The sequence below is a fragment of the Rhodococcus sp. Z13 genome, assembly GCF_025837095.1.
Lineage (GTDB): Bacteria > Actinomycetota > Actinomycetes > Mycobacteriales > Mycobacteriaceae > Rhodococcus > Rhodococcus sacchari.
On record NZ_CP107551.1, the window covers coordinates 123,818 to 139,166 of the forward strand.

General features: G+C 69.5%; 16 protein-coding genes. 3 read left to right on the top strand and 13 right to left on the bottom strand.

Going from position 1 to position 15,349, the window contains the following annotated elements; genetic code table 11:
- Positions 1-157: 157 nt before the first annotated feature.
- The gene (locus OED52_RS00580) at positions 158-1,717 is read left to right on the top strand and encodes a TM0106 family RecB-like putative nuclease (RefSeq protein WP_413247779.1); all 1,560 of its coding nucleotides are present in this window, start codon (positions 158-160) and stop codon (positions 1,715-1,717) included.
- 76 nt (positions 1,718-1,793) lie between these two features.
- On the opposite strand, the gene OED52_RS00585 is transcribed toward OED52_RS00580, so the two are convergent.
- From OED52_RS00585 to OED52_RS00620, 8 genes are all read right to left on the bottom strand, one after another.
- On the bottom strand, positions 1,794-2,645 hold the full coding sequence (locus OED52_RS00585; protein WP_264152800.1) for a methylamine utilization protein: 852 nt from the start codon (positions 2,643-2,645) through the stop codon (positions 1,794-1,796).
- Positions 2,646-2,724: 79 nt separating this feature from the next.
- Complete coding sequence (locus tag OED52_RS00590) at positions 2,725-3,045, bottom strand: cupredoxin domain-containing protein (protein WP_413247695.1); 321 nt, start codon at positions 3,043-3,045, stop codon at positions 2,725-2,727.
- Positions 3,045-3,386: a cupredoxin domain-containing protein gene (locus tag OED52_RS00595; RefSeq protein WP_264152801.1), complete on the bottom strand. Its 342-nt coding sequence runs from the start codon at positions 3,384-3,386 to the stop codon at positions 3,045-3,047. The genes OED52_RS00590 and OED52_RS00595 overlap by 1 nt, the downstream gene beginning before the upstream one ends.
- An 11-nt stretch (positions 3,387-3,397) precedes the next feature.
- The gene (locus OED52_RS00600) at positions 3,398-4,990 is read right to left on the bottom strand and encodes a multicopper oxidase family protein (RefSeq protein ID WP_264152802.1); all 1,593 of its coding nucleotides are present in this window, start codon (positions 4,988-4,990) and stop codon (positions 3,398-3,400) included.
- Positions 4,987-6,294 carry a hypothetical protein gene (locus OED52_RS00605; protein WP_264152803.1) on the bottom strand — a complete coding sequence of 436 codons (1,308 nt, stop codon included), beginning with the start codon at positions 6,292-6,294 and terminating at the stop codon, positions 4,987-4,989. The genes OED52_RS00600 and OED52_RS00605 overlap by 4 nt, the downstream gene beginning before the upstream one ends.
- Positions 6,291-6,959 (bottom strand): methylamine dehydrogenase light chain, encoded by a 669-nt coding sequence (locus OED52_RS00610; RefSeq protein WP_264152804.1) that lies wholly within the window; start codon positions 6,957-6,959, stop codon positions 6,291-6,293. Before OED52_RS00610 ends, OED52_RS00605 begins: the two co-directional genes overlap by 4 nt.
- 102 nt (positions 6,960-7,061) lie before the next feature.
- A complete protein-coding gene (locus OED52_RS00615) occupies positions 7,062-7,676 on the bottom strand; it encodes a redoxin domain-containing protein (RefSeq protein ID WP_264152805.1) in 615 nt (204 codons plus the stop codon).
- A 21-nt stretch (positions 7,677-7,697) separates the two neighbouring features.
- On the bottom strand, positions 7,698-8,279 hold the full coding sequence (locus OED52_RS00620) for a MauE/DoxX family redox-associated membrane protein (RefSeq protein WP_264152806.1): 582 nt from the start codon (positions 8,277-8,279) through the stop codon (positions 7,698-7,700).
- Positions 8,280-8,635: 356 nt separating this feature from the next.
- Here OED52_RS00620 and OED52_RS00625 point away from each other — a divergent pair, with 356 nt between their 5' ends.
- Positions 8,636-10,150, top strand: a complete 1,515-nt coding sequence (locus OED52_RS00625; protein ID WP_264152807.1) for an APC family permease — start codon at positions 8,636-8,638, stop codon at positions 10,148-10,150.
- A complete protein-coding gene (locus OED52_RS00630) occupies positions 10,147-10,905 on the top strand; it encodes an IclR family transcriptional regulator (protein ID WP_264152808.1) in 759 nt (252 codons plus the stop codon). The genes OED52_RS00625 and OED52_RS00630 overlap by 4 nt, the downstream gene beginning before the upstream one ends.
- A gap of 87 nt (positions 10,906-10,992) precedes the next feature.
- Here the strand turns inward: OED52_RS00630 and OED52_RS00635 are convergent, their stop codons facing one another.
- From OED52_RS00635 to OED52_RS00655, 5 genes are all read right to left on the bottom strand, one after another.
- On the bottom strand, positions 10,993-11,760 hold the full coding sequence (locus OED52_RS00635) for an SDR family NAD(P)-dependent oxidoreductase (protein WP_264152809.1): 768 nt from the start codon (positions 11,758-11,760) through the stop codon (positions 10,993-10,995).
- Positions 11,761-11,819: 59 nt separating this feature from the next.
- Entirely contained in the window at positions 11,820-13,067 is a 1,248-nt protein-coding gene (locus tag OED52_RS00640) for an MFS transporter (RefSeq protein ID WP_264152810.1), read from the bottom strand.
- Positions 13,064-13,474 (bottom strand): MarR family winged helix-turn-helix transcriptional regulator, encoded by a 411-nt coding sequence (locus OED52_RS00645; RefSeq protein ID WP_264152811.1) that lies wholly within the window; start codon positions 13,472-13,474, stop codon positions 13,064-13,066. The genes OED52_RS00640 and OED52_RS00645 overlap by 4 nt, the downstream gene beginning before the upstream one ends.
- A 181-nt stretch (positions 13,475-13,655) precedes the next feature.
- The gene (locus OED52_RS00650) at positions 13,656-14,354 is read right to left on the bottom strand and encodes a TMEM165/GDT1 family protein (RefSeq protein ID WP_264152812.1); all 699 of its coding nucleotides are present in this window, start codon (positions 14,352-14,354) and stop codon (positions 13,656-13,658) included.
- A gap of 263 nt (positions 14,355-14,617) precedes the next feature.
- Positions 14,618-15,145 (bottom strand): peptidase, encoded by a 528-nt coding sequence (locus OED52_RS00655; RefSeq protein ID WP_264152813.1) that lies wholly within the window; start codon positions 15,143-15,145, stop codon positions 14,618-14,620.
- Positions 15,146-15,349: the final 204 nt, after the last annotated feature.

The following is a 15,349-nucleotide window of genomic DNA, read 5'->3' on the forward strand; positions in this document are numbered from 1 at the left end:
CCTCCATTCGGTACGACACGACGCTCCGGCGCCTCGCGCCAGCCTAACGTGGACATGCTGGTGCGAGCCTTCGCCGGTTCAGGGAATACCCTGGAACGTTGTGGAGGCAACCGAAGACCTCCCGCGGCCCGGCCGCGAGGAGTCACAGAGCACGGCGGTGGTCCTCGAGGCCGCTGCGCTGACGCGGTGCCGCCACCGGGTCTATCTCGACGCCAACTTCCCCGAAGAACTCGCGGTTGCGCCGGAGAACTCGGGGGCGCGGCAGCGGCAGGAAGCGGCGGCGGAACATCGCGAGACGGTCCGGCGGAGACTGTTCGACGAGCACCCCGACGGCTGGACGCTCATCGCACCCGAGGGGACGATGGCGAGCCGCGCCGCGCGCACCCTCGAGGCGTGCCGGGCCGGCGCCGACCGCATCTGGGGTGCGGTGCTGCCCACCGATCCCGCCACCGGCCGCCGCGGCCGGTCCGAGATCCTGCTGCGCGACGTCGAGCGGGGCGGTTACATCCCGGTGATCGTGGTCAACCACAAGGTCACCGATCCCGGGCAGGGCGCGACCACCAGCGGCCTGTTCGAGTGGAAACCCGCCGTCGACGAGACCCGCAAGGTGCGCAGCCAGGTGCGGGACCAGATGCGGGTCGCGCACCTGTACCGGATGCTCGAGCGGCACGGGCTCGCCAGCCCCGCGAAGGTCGCGGGCGCGATCGGCTACGCCGGTGACTGCATCCTCGTGCACGATCTCGACACGATCCTCGAGGACTACGACGCGCGGCTGGCCGACCGGCTGGAGATCGCGCGGGGCCGCGTGCCGACGACGCCGTCGCAGATCGGTGAGTGCAAGACGTGCCCGTGGTGGGACCGCTGCCGCGCGGAGCTGACGCGCACACGGGACGTGTCGCTGGTCGCGCCGGGGCAGCGCGCCGAGGTGCTGCGCGAGCTCGAGGTCCACACCATCGAGGGGCTGGCCCGCTGGCAGGGGGAGCCGCCGGAGACGTGGCCGCAGGGGTCCTTCGAGGACGCGGTGGTCATCGCGCGGGCGTGGCTCGCCGACGCACCGCTGGTGCGGCGCTACCGGCACGTGCACGTCCACCGCGCGGACGTCGAGGTGGACATCGACATGGAGAGCTTCCACGAGCACGGCGCCTATCTGTGGGGGACGCTGCTGAACTCGGGTCCGGACTCGGAGTACCGGCCGTTCGTGACCTGGGATCCGGTGCCCACCGACGACGAGGCGCGGTCGTTCGCGGAGTTCTGGCGCTGGCTGTCGGACCAGCGGCGTACCGCCGAACGCAAGGGGAGGACCTTCGCCGCCTACTGCTATTCGCGGTCGGCGGAGGACAAGTGGCTGCTGTCGTCGGCGCGGCGTTTCCAGGGCCGTCCGGGGGTGCCGGCGCTCGCGGAGGTGAAGGCGTTCATCGACTCGCACGAGTGGGTCGACATCTTCCAGGCGGTCACCGATCAGTTCGTGTGCCCGAACGGCAAGGGACTCAAGAAGATCGCGCCGATCGCGGGGCACCACTGGCGTGACGCGGAGGCCGGGGGCGAGGCGTCGATGGCCTGGTACAGGGAGGCCGTCGGCATGGCCGGGGAACCCGATCCGGCGCAGCGGGTGCGGTTGCTCGAGTACAACGAGGACGACGTCATCGCCACGAAGGTGTTGCGGGAGTGGATGTCCGACCGGGCCGTCCTCGACATCCCGTTCGTGGAGGATCTGTAGGGCGCTCCACGCCTGCCGGTGTGGTGCCCCGTGCGTGGTTCCGGCGGTGTGGGCCACCGGAACCACGCACGCGCCGTCAGACCAGAGCGGCAAGGGCGAACGCGGCCAGGGCGATCAGCACACCACCGGTGAGCGTCTGCACCCGGCGGTCGATCACGCACATCGCCGACAGGAAGCCGGGCATCGAGCCACCCTGGCGGGTGTGCGCGATGGCCAGCACGCTCGGCATGCAGCGGCCGAGGCTCACGGTCGCGAACATCGCGGCACCGAGCACCGGCGAACCCGAGGCGATGATGCCGAGCACCAGCAGGTAGTACGCGCTGGACCGGATGAAGATCATGAAGCCCGGCCCGATGAGCGCGCCGAACAGCAGCGACACCTTCCACGGCGCCATGGTGCGCCGCAGGTGGCGGGGGAGCTGCTGCCGCCGCATCGGGGTCGGCAGGGTGATCATGCCCAGCTCGTGCAGGCCGTAGCCGAGGGCGATGACACCCCAGGCGGCGAGCATCCACGCCCACGGCACGGAACCGGCGACGAGGGCGCCGACGGCACCGAACAGGGCGCCGGTGGGGATGCCCGTGGCGAGCGAGCCCAGTGCGTGCCAGCCGAGGCGACGCATCGGGGTCGACGAGCCGCGACGTTCCGGCTGCTTCGGGGCGGCGACCACGCCGGCCACCGACATGCCGCAGGTGGACCAGTTGGCGGCCAGAGCGGTCACCGCGCCGGTCGCGATCACGGCGGCGGTCATCGCCGCCGGGTTCGACGGTGCGGCGACCAGACCGGCGGCGGCGCCGACCACGGCGGAGCCGGCGATCAGGCCGGTGCGGGCCTTACGGGTGACGGCCCGCTCGAGGGTCGGACGTATGTCGGGTACGTCGACGTTCAGGGGTGGGTGAGCCAGCGGCTCACGCACGAGTGTTTCCGTCATGACAGTGCTCCTTCGGTGTCGTACCTGTGACGGCTGTCGTACTGATGAGGGTGTGGCCGGGAACGGACGTCGCTGTCCGTCACCCGGTCACGGTGACGGTTCCGGTCATGTACCGGTGGACCGAGCAGTGGTACTCGTAGACGCCCGGTTCGGTGAAGGTGTGCTCGTAGCTGCCCTCGGCGGTGATGCCGCTGTCGAACTCACCTTCGGAGCCGACGTGGTGCAGGACCCCGCCGTCGTCGAACGTCCACCGGACGGTGCCGCCGACCGGCACCGTCACGTCCGTCGGTGCGAAGTGCACGTCGCGGACGACGACCTCCGCATCCGGTCCGGTGGGGGAGCCGGCGCACGAGGTCGCGGCCAGCATCGCGAGAGCGGCCACGCCCCACCGGATCCGCATCACTGGACGATGATCGTGCCGACCATGGCCGGATGCGGCGTGCAGTGGTAGGTGAACGTGCCGGCCTCGTCGAAGGTGTACTCGTAGGTGCCTTCGGTGAGCAGCTCGCTCTTCAGCTTCCCTTCGAGTTCGCCCTCGCCCGCGACGTCGTGCGGCAGGCCCGAGTCGTCGAAGTGCCACTGCACGGTCTGGCCCTTCTCGATGGTGACCGAGGCCGGGCTGTACGACATGTTGGAGACCTCGATGACGACGGCGGGCTCGTCGGAGCCGGAACTGCTGCATCCGGTCAGCAGTCCCACGGCGAGCGTGACGCCCGCTGCGGCGGAAAGAATCTTCCTCATATCTCTTCCTCTCACCGGATGTACCGCAGATTCGCGGTCATTCCTGCCTCGAAGTGGTAGGCGTTGTGGCAGTGGAACATCCACTCGCCCGGGTTGTCCGCGTCGAACTCGATGGCGAGTTCGGTGCCCGGAAGCACGTTGACGGTGTCCCGTCGCAGGCCGCCGTAGCTCGGTACGGCGAAGGTGTGGCCGTGGGTGTGCATGGGATGCCACATCGGCGACGAGTTGACCATCGTGATCCGGATCCGTTCACCCTCCTTCATCACCAGACGTCCGGCGTCGGGACCGGCCATGCCCCACACGTAGCGATCGCCGGCCTGGATCAGCTCGACGCGGTAGTCGCGGTCGACCTCCCGCTGCTCGAGCCTCACCGCCTCGACGGGCCGCAGTTCGCTCTCGAGCACGAGGCGTCCGCTCAGCTCGGGGATGTCTCCTCCCACATCGGGATTCGACAGCGGAACCGCGTCGTGGGATCGCAGCACGGTGGACGCGTAGCCGTCGCGGCCCTCCACCTTCGCCACGACCGGCCAGGCACCCGAGCGGACCGTGACGAGCACGTCCACCCGCTGCGCCATGCCGAGGATCACGGTGTCGGCGGTCGTCGGCTGCACGTCGAAACCGTCCACGGCGACGACGGTCAGTTCGTGACCGGCCACGGCGAAGCGGTAGGGGGTCTCCGCCGCGGCGTTGATGATCCGCAGCCGCAACCGTTGTCCCGCAGCCGCTTCCACCACCGCGGGATCGTTCGGCGGGCGGCCGTTGATCAGGTGCAGCGGGTACGCGATGTGCTGCGTCATGCCACCGAGCACCGACGAGTCCCCGTGCCCGGCCGAGGTGATCTGCTCCGCCACCGAGGCGTCGGCGTCCGTGTACTCCGCCACCGCACCACCGTGCCCGCCGTGACCGTGCCCGGCCACCTGCGGGTTGAGCGCGGCGATGACCGCGTCGGGGGTGGTGCCCAGCCCGTCGACCCAGTCATCGAGCACGAGCACCGCGTCGGCGTCCGCGCCGGTCGCGTCGTTCGGATCCTCGATGATCATGGCCCCGAACAGGCCGCGGTCGGCCTGCAGCCCGCTGTGCGAGTGGTACCAGTAGGTACCGGGATCGGGTGCGACGAAGTCGTACTCGAAGGTGCCCCCGCCGGCGGCGATCGGGTCCTGCGTCACCGGAGCGGCACCGTCCATGTCGTTGCGGATCCGGATGCCGTGCCAGTGCAGCGTGGTCTCCTGCGGCAGGCCGTTGTCCACCGACACCCGCACCCGATCGCCTTTTGACAACCGCAGTTCGGGTGCGACGGCGGCACCGCCGTAGGTCCACGTGTTCACGATCCGCCCACCGAGGTCGACGGCCCCGACCCCCGCAGCGAGCGCGAAGGAGGCCGTCGCCCCCGAGGTGGGGCGGGCCGACTCGGCCGCCGCCACCTCGGGATCGGTGGGAAGGATGTAGTCGAGCTCGGCTGCCGCCGCCTGCGACCCGGAGGCACCGGAGCTGCAGGCGGCGGTGCCGAACCCGAGAACGCCGAGCCCCACCGCCCCGGCCCCGAGGGAACCGAGGCGGAGGAAGCGTCGACGGTCGAGCACGAGCCCGGTACCGGGTCGTGTCATCGGATCACCTGCGGCGTCAGGAGCGAACGGATGTCGTCGACGGTGCCGGTGACCTCCGCCGAGCTCACCTGGTTGCCGTCGCTCGCCGACACACCGACGATCCGCTGGGCCGACTCGCCGTCGACCTCGGGGCCCGAACCGACCACGTACAGGATCTTCCCGTCGACGGAGAAGGCCATCGAGTCGATGCTCGTCAGGCCCAGCGCCGCCAGGTCGAGGCTGCGGATCGGCGCGAAGTTCGCCGCGTCGAACAGGTCGATCTTCACGGTGTCGCCGCCGCGAATCGAGTGCGGGTGGATGTCGGTGTCGGTGTACCCGATCGCGATCCGGTCGCCGGTGTTGTTGATGGCGTTCTCCGCGAACCGGCCGCTGTCCTGGCCGGCGTTGCCGATGGCGGCGACGGGCTCGGACGGCAGACCGTTCGAGAAGTCGAAGACGAACACGTCGCCGGTCGCGCTGACCAGCAGAGCCTTCTTCGCGTCCGCCGCCCAGGTGACGGTGCGGTTGCTGACGAAGTCGTCGGGCAGCACCTTCGAACGCGCGGTCTCCTTCGGGACACCGGAGTCGTCGATGGAGATCTGGATCAGCTCGCGGGTGTCCTCGCAGACGCTGTAGAGCTCGTGACCGTCGAGCCAGGTGAACGGACCGCAGCCGATGATCTGCAGTGCACCGCTCTCCTTGCCGGCCTCGAGGTCGACGACGCGGACGCCGTACAGGCCGTCGTCCCACGACACGAAGTACTTGCCGTCGGAGGTGACGGCGCTCGAGCCGTTGCGCGAGTGCAGGCGCGCATAGTCGGGCAGTTCGATCTCGGCGGGATCGAGCAGGTCGCCCGAGTAGGTGGTGACGGTGAAATCGGCCTGGCCACGCGAGCCGCGGGGACGCCACACCTCGCCCGCGATCACCGCGGGATCGGAGGAGGACTCACCCACGAAGCCGTGGATGACCGGGCTCCAGATACCGGGGCCCACCACGATACGGCTGCCCGCGACACCGGTCACCGGGTCGAGGATGTTGACGCCGATCTCGAGTCCACCGGGGGTCCTGAGCACCGCGAACAGATCCTGCTCGCTCGCGGGCTCGATCTCCGAGACGTGCACCGGCTCCGGGATCGTGTCGCCGATCTCCTGGTCGTCGTGACCGAGCGAGATCCCTTCCCCCGGAGTGGTGTACGGGACGGTGGGATAGGTGACCTCGCCCGATGCGGCGGACGAGGTGCTGTCGTCGTCGCTCGAGCACGCCGCGAGGGACAGTGCGAGAGCGAGGGGGACGGTCGCGGCGACCGCCCGTGAGGTGCGCTTCATGATCCGGCGCCCACCTTCGGTCGTGCGGCGGGACGGGTCTGGCAGTCCTCGCCGATGATCGGTGCCATCGTGCAGGTGTACGACTGGGATTCGTCGGACACACACCAGATGATCTCCTGGTCGTAGCTGCCGGAGACCGGGTTGTACATGATGGCCTGCATGTCGGGCTCGCCGCAGAACGCGTTGGAGCAGGAGGGAGCGCCGCAGCAGTCGTAGTAGGCGATCAGGTAGGTCTTGCCGGTGTCGGGATGCGTGCAGCAACCCACCCAGAACTCCGCTCCGGGACGGCTTCCCGGCGCACAGGTGGTGACACCGCCACCGTTGCAGGCGGCACACGAGGTGCCGTCCATGTTGCACCAGCGCCAGTACTCGCACTCGGCGGGATCCTTGCCGTCGTAGACCGGAACCTGCGGTTCGGGTGCGGACGGCTCCGGAGCCGGCGGCTCCTGGGCCAGGGCGGTGCGGGTGACGGGAAGCGAACTGATCAGTGCCACACCGGAAACGCCCATCGTCCACCGGCCGATCTTGCTGATCAGCGAGCGGCGGGAGACCCGCTCGGACATCCGGCGGCCGGTGCGTCCGATGAAGGAGCCACCGCGGCCGGCCATCCACTCGGCCTGTTCCTTGACGGTGGCTTCGTCCACCGGATATCGGTTCTCGTGCATCTCCGGTTCACCGGAGGAGTGTGTGAATTCCAAGGACGTACTCCGATCTCGTGAGGGTGATGAGATTCCGCCCGTGTCGACGGCGCGGTCGGCGCCCGCAGATCACAGACCTGCCGCGGCGCGAGCCTTGGCCGCCTCGTGCAGGTGCTGCAGCGACGGCGTTCCGGATTCGAGTGCGTTGAGGAGGGATTCGACCTGAGCCATGTGGTTGCACAGACCCTTGGCCTGGATCTTGCCGTGCTCGTCGAGGATCACGCCGTAGGGAGTGGTGCCCACCTGGTAGGCGATGCCCACGTCACGGGCGTCGACGTAGCTGAGCTCGGAACCGATACCGGACCCGGCGAGGAACGCCTGGTGCTCCTCGGGGGTGCCGTCGGAGATGATGACGACCTCGAGGTCCTTCTCGGCCTTCGCCATGGCCTTGATGCCCGGAAGCAGGCTCTTGCAGGTCGAGCAGGACGGCGCGGTGAACAGCAGCAGCTGCGGCTTGTCGCGGTGACCGCCCACGCCGACCTCGCGGCCGAGGTGGTCCTGCAGACCGCGGAAGCTCGGTCCGACCTGCGCGATCTTCGGGCCGGTGTCCATCATGCGGGCGCCGAGGGGGCCGAGACGCACCTGCACACGGCCGATTTCACGGGCCAGGGCGAGCAGCATCAGGAACAGCGCCGCGACGGCGACGGCCAGCACGATGACCGCGATCAGGAGGAAGGTGTCCACTGTTTTTCTCCGTTCGGATTGTCAGTACCGCGACAGGGTCGATGCGGCGCGGAGTTCGATCGAGGCCTTCGTCAGGTGGGCATCCACCGGACGTCGGCCCGGATGCACGACCGACCGCAACTGCACCGCGGCGACGACCACGGCCAGCACCAGTGCGGCGAGCGCGACGGCGAGGAGGTGTTCCCCGAGGGACGGGTCGCCGGTGGGGACGACGGCCAGACCCACGGAGACGAGCACGAAGGCCCCGGCCCGCAGAGCGTGGAACCAGCCGATCCGCGGCACGTCGTGCGACCCGAACGCGAAGCAGCCGCAGTCCAGATCGCGGCGTCCACGCAGGAGGTTGATCGACAGGCCCGCGAAGAAGCAGGCGAACAGTGCCGTGGCGCAGGCCGCCGCGATCCGGCCGGCGATGCCGGTGATCAGGGCGAGACCGAGGACGATCTCGACCCAGGGGAGGGCGAACGACACCGCCTGTTCGAGCGGCGCCGGCAGCAGCTTGTATCCGCGGACGGTGCGCAGCAGGGCCTGGCGGTCCCGGACCTTGGGGGCGCCGGCGAGCAACAGCGTGCCGCCGACGATCGATGCGATCAGCACCCACAGCATGTGCGCGACCACTCCTTCCGTATCGCTTCGGGACCTCGACGACGGCCTCGGTGACGCGTCGCAGGTGGGGATGGACACATCGTGCTGTGTTCTCGAGTCGCACATGCGACGGCCGGGAAACGAAACACCGCACCCCGAACGAGAACGCACAGCACGGGTTTGCGGCCGATCGCGAGTCTGTGACGTGCTTTTTTCCGGAGAGAGGAATGTGCGGGGGAGGGTGGCGTGACGCCCGTCGCATCCTTCCGCCGAGCGGATTCCCACTCGGGACACGTACGCCGTTCCCACAGGTAACCCGGATGTAACAGAACGCCATTAGCGTCCCGGAACACCGGGTCGGCGAAAGGACTCAGATCGTGACGGCAGCACTTCGGGCGGCGATCGATCGTGCACAGGCCGCGGAACCCGCCGCGGATCAGGTGTTCTCGCCGCTACGCGCCCTCGGGCGTCGGCAACTGTCCCAGCTCGACCTCATCGGGCAATCGCTGTCGACGATCGCGCCCGCGACCGGCATGGTGTTCATCGCGCTGTGGATGACGGTGAGCGGACCGGGATTCGGCGGTGTCGTCACCATCGCGGTGACCACCGCGGTCGTCGTGCTCGTCGCGCTGTGCATCACGGGCTTCACGCGGCGACTGGCCGCCGCGGGTTCACTCTACAGTTTCGTCTCCCAGGGGCTCGGTACACGCGCTGCGCTGGTGACCGGAACCGCGCTCCTCGCAGGATATCTCGGAATCGCGATCTCCGTGCTCGCGCACGGCGCCCTCACGGTGCTGGACCTCGCCGAACTCGTCGGGCTGCATCTGCCCGGCGCCGGGGCCTGGCTGATGGCGGCGGTGGTGCTCGGCGGGATCGTCGCGCTGATCGCCGTCCGCGGCGTGCGATTCGCGACCCGGGCGATCCTGCTCGTCGAGACGTGCTCGCTGGTACTGATCGTCGCCACGATGCTGGTCGCGCCGTCGGGGAGTGCGACCGGCGTCGAACCGTCCGCGTCGTCGCTGAGCCTGCTGCCCTTCCTCGCCCTCATGACGGTGCTGTCCATGGCCGGCTTCGAGAGCGCGGCCTTCTTCGGTCCCGAGGCGCGGCGTCCGCTCGTCACCGTCAGCCGCACCGTGCTCGTCACCCCGCTCGTCGTCGGGGCGCTGTTCGTCTTCGCCGCGGTTGCCTCGCTGTCCGGGCGCGGAGAGCTGATCGTGGGGGCGTACTTCGACGGCCTCGACTCCGGTGCGTCGTGGTCGATCGTGCTCGCGGTGAAGGTCGGCATGGCGTGTTCGTGGTTCGCCTCGACCCTCGGCTGCGCCCAGGCCGGGTCGCGGCTGCTGTACTCCATGGGGGTCGAGCGGGTACTGCCCGCTGCGCTGGCCCGGGTCCACGGGACGCTGCGCACCCCCTGCGTCGCCGTCGCCGCCTTCGTCTCCGCGAACATCCTCGGTGCGTGCCTGTACCTGCTGTTCCTGCAGGACGAATCGACCGAGTTCGACGCAGTGGTGGAGGTCGCGCTGGTCACCGCGTACACGCTCGTCGCGGTGGCGTCCCTGCGGTTCCTGCACCGCATCGGTGAGGACATGTGGTGGACCCGCGGCGCGTCGGTGTTCGTCGCGCTGCTCGGCGGTGGCCTGCTGGCCTTCTCCGCCGTCGACGGCAGTATCCACGGATCGCTCGCGGTGCCGGTGGCACTCGTCGTCCTCGGGGCGGCGGGTCCGCTGTGGCGTGCGGTGCTGCGCCGGCTGCGGCCGCAGAGCCTGGCGACCATCGGTGTCTTCGACACCGTCGAGACCGCGGATCTGCTGCCCGGAGCGGGCACACTCATCGTCGACGAGCAGGGACGTCGGCGGATCGTCGCGGGGGATGCACCGGAGGAGCGGATGTGACCGCCCACGTGCCGATCCGGTCCTCCGAGGCGACCTTCGGAGGACGGCAACCCCATGCCGTGCAGAAGGCGCTGGGGATGCTCGAGGCGGTCGCGCAACTCGGACCCGGCACGACGGCGAAGGAGATCGCCGCGTTCGCGGGGGTGCCCCCGGCGACGGCCTACCGGATGCTGAACCTGCTCGTCGCCGACGGTTATCTCGTGCGGGTACCGGACCTGTCGGGTTTCGCGCTCGGCCGCCGCACCGCCGAACTCGCCCACGCCGCAGCGGAATCGAATCCCTCGGAATCACTCCACGACGTGATGGAGGACCTGCGGGGATGTACCCGCTTCGGTCTGCACGTCGCGTCGTTCGCCGGGGGCCGGCTGCGGTTCGTCGACCAGGATCCCGACCACGAGATCGTCGCGATCACGACCCTGTCGAAGACCCTGCACGCCAATGCCATCGGCAAGCTGATGCTCGCGCACGTACCGGGGGTGTGCCCGCAACCGGAGCTGCGGCGGCTCACCGAGTTCACGATCTGCGACCGTGATTCGCTGAGCCGCGAACTACGCGACGTGGTCACGCTCGGTTACGCGCACGAACACCAGGAGACCCGCCCGGGCCGGTCGGCGCTGGCCGTCCCGGTCCGCGACTCGTCGTCGTTCGTGGTGGGCGGGCTCTACCTGCACGGGTCGGCGGCGAAGGTGCAGCCCGATCCGGAACTGGTGCGTTTCCTCGTCGAGGGATCGTCGCGGCTCACCGGCCTGCTGTGAGCCGGGCGAGCGCCTCCACGAACGAACGTGCGCGTTCCCGGAGGCCGGAACCGCCGGGAACGCGCACGGAGTAGCAGACGCGTCCGCTTACCGCGGGGCCATGCGCAGGGCGCCGTCCATGCGGATGGTCTCGCCGTTGAGGTAATCGTGCTCGACGATCATCTGCACGAGCTGCGCGTACTCGGCCGGCTTCGCCAGACGCGACGGGAACGGCACGCCCGCCTCGAGGCCCTTGCGGTACTCCTCGGTGACCCCGGCGAGCATCGGGGTGTCGACGATACCGGGGGCGATGGTGTTGACGCGGATGCCGAACTGCGCGAGGTCGCGGGCGGCCGGGACCGTCATGCCGTGCACGCCGCCCTTCGATGCGGAGTACGCGATCTGGCCGATCTGGCCCTCGAAGGCGGCGACCGAGGCGGTGTTGACGACCACGCCGCGCTGGCCGGACTCGTCGACCGGCTCCGTCTTCGAGATGGCGTCGGCGGCCAACCGCATGACGTTGAAGGTGCCCAGCAGGTTCACGGTGATGACCGTGCGGAACAGCTCGAGGTCGTGCGGGCCGTTCTTCGACAGGATGCGGCCGGCCCAGCCGACACCGGCGCAGTTGACCACGATGCGCAGCGGCTCGCCCGCCTCGACGATGCGGTCCACGGCGGCCTGGACCTCCTCGCCGCTGGTGACGTCGGTGGCGATGAGGGTGACCCCCTCGGGGGCGGCGTCACCGACGCGGTCGATGGACTGCTGGAGGTCGAGCCCGTAGACCGTGGCACCGGCTTCGACGAGACGGCGTGCGGTGGCGGCGCCCAGGCCGGAAGCGGCCCCGGTGACCAGCGCGGCGGATCCCTGAATCTGCACTGTTCGAATCTCCTGTAGTCCGAGCCTTTACGGCATACGAGTGTCGTACGCCACGCACACTAGCCGGTCGCGGGCGGCAGAGCCGCGCGGGTGGGGACGCGTGGGCGCAGGGCGAACACCCCGCCCGCCGCGGCGACGAGGCACGCGACGGCACCGAGCAGCAGCCCGGCGCGGCCACCCCACTGCTCGCACACCCAGCCGGCGATCGGGCCGCCCACGGCGGTGGAGCCGAGGAAGGCGACCGACCACAGAGCCATGACCCGCCCGCGCATGGTCGGCGCGGACGCGAGCTGCAGGGTGCTGTTGGTGGTGGAGGTGAAGGCGGTGCTCACCGCACCCACGACCACCATCGTCGCGATCACTACGGTCAGATTCGGGGCGGCGGCCGCGATGCCCATGGCCACGGCGAACGCGAGAGCCGTGACCACCAGCGGTTTCGTGCCGGTGCGGCCCCAGGTGGCGATCACCAGGCCACCGACCACCGATCCGGCGCCCATTGCGGCGGTGAGCAGACCGTACGCGCCGGCACCGGCGTCGAAGGTGTGGTCGGCGACGATGGGCAGGACCACCTGGAACTCGAAGGCCAGGCAGCCGACCAGCGCCATCATCAGCAGCGGCACCGCGAGGTCGGCGTCGTTCCGTACGTAGGCGAGACCCTCGCGCAGTTGTCCCTTCGCGCGGGCGGCGGGCGGGGAGGGCTGCAGTTTCGACACGTCGAGGGTCACCAGCGAGGCGATGACGGCGACGAAGCTCGCGGCGTTGAGCAGGAAGCACACCCCGAGGCCACCGGCAGCGATGACGATGCCGGCGACGGCCGGGCCGATCATGCGCGAGCAGGAGGCGAGCACCGACTGCAGGCTCACCGCGTTGCGCAGGTCCTTCGGGCCGACCATCTCGAGCATGAACGACTGCCGCGCCGGGTTCTCGAAACACTGGTTGAGGCCGAGCATCACCGCGAGCACGTAGACGTGCCACAGCGCTACGGTGTCGGTGACGACGAGCAGGCCGAGGAGCAGGGCCTGCACCCCCATGAGGGACTGCAGGAAGATCATGAGCCGGCGTTTGTCGGTGCGGTCGGCGACGACCCCGCCGTAGGGGCCGAGCAGCAGCATCGGCACCGTCTGCAGGGCGAGCACGACGCCGATGGCGGTGGCCGAGCCGGTGAGCTCGAGGACGAGCCAGGACTGCGCGACCGTCTGCATCCACGTGCCGATCAGCGAGACGGCCTGGCCACTGATGTAGCGGCGGAAGTTGGGGCCCTTCAGGGCGGCGAAGGTTTGTCCGCGTATGTCGTCGAGCACCGTCACGGGCGTGCCCTTTCACAGCAGCGCGCGCCGGCGGGGCCGGAGTCGGCGACGTGCTGCGACAGGGCCTCGAGGGCGGGCAGAGCCTCGTGCAGGGCGGCGAGATGCCGGTCGCTCAGATCTGCGAGGTGCCGGGCGAACAGGGCGGTGCGCCGGTCGCGCAGCTGGTGCGAGAGGGCTGCGCCGGCGGGGGTGATGTGGACGCGGACGACGCGCTTGTCGTCGGCGTCGGGGGAGCGGGTGAGCAGACCCGTCTCCTCGAGTTTGCCCACCATGCGCGAGCACATGGTGGGGTTGAGCCCTTCGATCTCCGCGAGTTCGCGGACGCCGATCGTCTCGTGGCGCGCGACCGTCGTGAGCAGCGTCGCCTGGGATCGGGTCAGCCCTTCCTCGGACGCGAACATCCCCATGCGGCGGGAGATGCGGCCGAGTGCGATGCGAAGGCGATGTATGTCTTCGGCGTCGAACGGGGGAGCGTCGTATCGAGGGGCGGGGTCCTGATTCGTGGACACGGAACCACCTCCGGAATTCATTTGCCTATCGGCAAGCATACTCCCGTTCGTGGGCGATCGGCAGGGATCGCGCGAGTGATCAGCGACGCACGGGCTCGGGGGAGGGGGTGGGCTCGACGGTGCGCGAACGGCGCTGGAACGCCCACATCGCCACCGCGGCGACCAGCAGCGTCCCGGCACCGGCGACCGGGCCCACGACGGGCGCGTCGGGGAAGATGCCCTCACCGAGCATCCAGGCGCCGAACCCGAAGAACAGTGCCGAGGCACCGAGCCGGATGGCGTTCTCGGGCAGGTGACGACCCAGGACGGCGCCCACGATGATCGCGAGGGCGTCGGCGGCGACCATGCCCACCGTGGAACCGACCCACACACCGGCCCAGTTGTTGTCGGCCGCCAGGGTGATGGTGGCGAGCATCGTCTTGTCGCCGAGTTCGGCGAGGAAGAACGCCGAGCTCACGGCGAGGAAGGCGGAGCGGGTGACCTTGGCCGCCTTGGACTGCTCGTCGTCGTCGAGGGAGTCGCCGCGCAACGTCCAGGCACCGAAGAAGAGGAAGGCCGCGCCGCCCACGATCGACATCGCGGTGGCGGGGATCGCGAGCCCGAGATAGTGGCCGACGGCCACGGAGACGAGGTGCACCGCGGTGGTGGCGAACAGGATGCCCGACAGCACGACCCACCAGCGATAACGCAGGGCGAAGGTCATCGCCATGAGCTGGGACTTGTCGCCGAGCTCGGCGACGAAGACGACCGCGAAGGACAGCAGAAGTGCGGACCACATACGGCGTTTCCTCCTCTCGACGGAGGAAAACTGGGGCTTCCTCCGGACGTCCGGCGCACGGTGCGTCGAACGGCCGAAGGTCTCGCCCACCGGATGTGGATTCCGGTCCGCCGGGCCGGGAAGCGCGATGACGCGCCGCCAGTGTGTCGACCCGGCGATTGGGGGCTACTCCCCTTCGCGGCCCAGAACATTACCTCGGGAAACGAGTTCTGTAAACGAAATGCAAAAATTCGGAAAACCGAATTCTCGTTTCCCGGGCGTCCTCACGCCGCCAGCAGCATGGCCAGAATCGCGGTGTCGGGATCGCTGTTCGGATCCACCCCGACCTTGCTCACCAGCGACGTCACCGTCCCGTCCGGCTCGGCCTCCACCCACGCCGCCCGGTGCTCGAGACCGAGATGCGGAATGCCGGGCAACAGCACACAACCCGATGCCGCACCCACGTTCTCCGGCAGCGACGGCGTCGTCTCCGAGGGTGGGTGCAGCATGATCAGTGCCGGTGGCTGATGGCCGGTGAAACGCCCCGGTCGAACGGCCTTCTCGCCCAGCACCGGGCCCTCCGCGACGACGAGCCCGACGGTGCCCGGCATCGGGTCCTCGGGTAGTTCCTCCTTGACCTCGAAGACCGTCGAGGTCGGCAGCAGTCCCGGAAGCGACGCGATCCGCACCGTCATCGCCAGGACCTGGGCCCACTCGCGGGTGGTCGCGGGCCATCGCCCGGAGACGACGAACCCGCGCAGAGACCCGTCGGAATGGAATGCGGCCAGCTCGATCCGGCTGTTGTCGTTCATCTTCGTCACACCCCTCCCGTTGGGTCGAAAGGAAATTTCCTCAGGGTCGGTAAGTCGAGAATGCCCGTTTTCTCCGTTGGCACACAAGTGGTGTGGAGTGCCAGACAATTCGCTACGGAATTCTTCATCCGCAGCGGGAATTTCTGCGGCGGACGACGAACCGGCGCGCGGATGCGGGGAGGGGTGTGCCGGTGACAGGCCCCG

Coding starts and splice junctions, on each gene's coding strand:
- OED52_RS00620 (WP_264152806.1), bottom strand. CDS start 8,279: ATGCTGTGGGTGCTGATCGCATCGATCGTCGGCGGCACGCTGTTGCTC.
- OED52_RS00590 (WP_413247695.1), bottom strand. CDS start 3,045: ATGCGGATCCGGTGGGGCGTGGCCGCTCTCGCGATGCTGGCCGCGACC.
- OED52_RS00645 (WP_264152811.1), bottom strand. CDS start 13,474: ATGGGGATGTTCGCGTCCGAGGAAGGGCTGACCCGATCCCAGGCGACG.
- OED52_RS00610 (WP_264152804.1), bottom strand. CDS start 6,959: ATGCACGAGAACCGATATCCGGTGGACGAAGCCACCGTCAAGGAACAG.
- OED52_RS00650 (WP_264152812.1), bottom strand. CDS start 14,354: ATGTGGTCCGCACTTCTGCTGTCCTTCGCGGTCGTCTTCGTCGCCGAG.
- OED52_RS00605 (WP_264152803.1), bottom strand. CDS start 6,294: ATGAAGCGCACCTCACGGGCGGTCGCCGCGACCGTCCCCCTCGCTCTC.
- OED52_RS00655 (WP_264152813.1), bottom strand. CDS start 15,145: ATGAACGACAACAGCCGGATCGAGCTGGCCGCATTCCATTCCGACGGG.
- OED52_RS00600 (WP_264152802.1), bottom strand. CDS start 4,990: ATGACACGACCCGGTACCGGGCTCGTGCTCGACCGTCGACGCTTCCTC.
- OED52_RS00595 (WP_264152801.1), bottom strand. CDS start 3,386: ATGAGGAAGATTCTTTCCGCCGCAGCGGGCGTCACGCTCGCCGTGGGA.
- OED52_RS00585 (WP_264152800.1), bottom strand. CDS start 2,645: ATGACGGAAACACTCGTGCGTGAGCCGCTGGCTCACCCACCCCTGAAC.